We start from the raw sequence: 1,174 nt of genomic DNA, 5'->3' as shown, positions 1-1,174 counted from the left end.
ACAGGCGTGGATCAACGACCCAGCAAAGCGGAGGGAACCCGCGCGACAGATCTCATAGCATTACAAGCGTCTCAATTGACTTGACATCCACCGGCCTACGAGGAAAGCCTCGTGAACTGCCCGGATTGCGACACGCCAACGCTCGTCCTAGAAGCCGAGACGGCTGCCGGCGACGGATCCGTTCCGCTTTGCTTCAACTGCGCGGAGGTGCAGGACGACCTGGAGGAATGCGTGCGGTGTGGGCGGCTTTACCGGCCCACGGACGAGGAGGCCATCTGCTCCGACTGCTTCGCCGACCTAGGGTGAGCCCGGGCTCGTCTTCTTGGCGGAGCACGGCAGTGGTCTGGGCTGGTGGAGCTGGGCCTGGTGTCGGTGCCAGCGCTTGGCACACACGAGAACAGGGCCTAGGGGAGCCATCGGTCGGCGCGGCAAGGGCGTGCAACGGAGGCCATGACGCCCCCGCGACGAACCGTGCGCCGGCCGCGATGTCGCCGCAGGCAACCCGCCGTACCTCGTGGCTTCATCGCGGCCTCCGTCGAAGGGGCACAGACCGGGCAGCGGCGGCGCGTAAGACGCCATTTCATTTGGCTAGCCTGCGGTGGCATATGAGGGTTGCGGCGATGGCTGTGAAGGCGAGGAAGTGTGCGGGCTTGCGCTCGTAGCGGCGGTGGAGACGCCGGCAGCCAGACAGCCAGGACACGGTTCGTGCCACGACCCACCGGTGCCGGCCCAGCCGTTGGGATGACTCGATGCCTTTGCGGGCGATGCGGTGCCGGATGCCGCGTGGGGTCCATCATCGCGGCCCGCACCTCGTCGGCCCTGATCTGATGGCGTGTGCCGTCGATCATCGTGCAGTCGGCCAGGTGGATGACGGCGGGCTCTGGCCAGTGCGGGGTGCGCTTCTGCTGGACGACGTATCCGACCTGTAGCAAGGGGGTCTACCGGCGGTACCGCGGGCTGGTCCCGGTCGTCCGGGACAGAGAAGGGGATGGGCGGGGATGTCCTCGGGGCACTCAAGGCTTACGGCAGGCCAGCTCTCAGCTGGCAGCCCAGCCCATCCCCACGCGGCCTGTTGTTTCAGCCTGGATCCACCGCGTGATTTCTGATCACGGGTGTCGGGCGGGTTCTGGGTGTTTCTTCGGGATGCGGGCAGCGGCGATTGCCGGGTGGCCGT

General features: G+C 67.0%; 2 pseudogenes. Both read right to left on the bottom strand.

Annotated elements, in window-relative coordinates:
- Nucleotides 1-580: 580 nt before the first annotated feature.
- A pseudogene (locus ACZ3TS_RS43050) lies at nucleotides 581-784 on the bottom strand (IS5/IS1182 family transposase); the annotation flags it as partial.
- 55 nt (nucleotides 785-839) lie between these two features.
- Nucleotides 840-932, bottom strand: a pseudogene (locus tag ACZ3TS_RS43045) (DUF6233 domain-containing protein); the annotation flags it as partial.
- Between the last annotated feature and the right edge of the window lie 242 nt (nucleotides 933-1,174).

Source organism: Streptomyces sp. NPDC022910 (genome assembly GCF_055561075.1).
The sequence above is the reverse complement of the archived record's forward strand: the minus strand, read 5'-3'. Positions and strand labels throughout refer to the sequence as shown.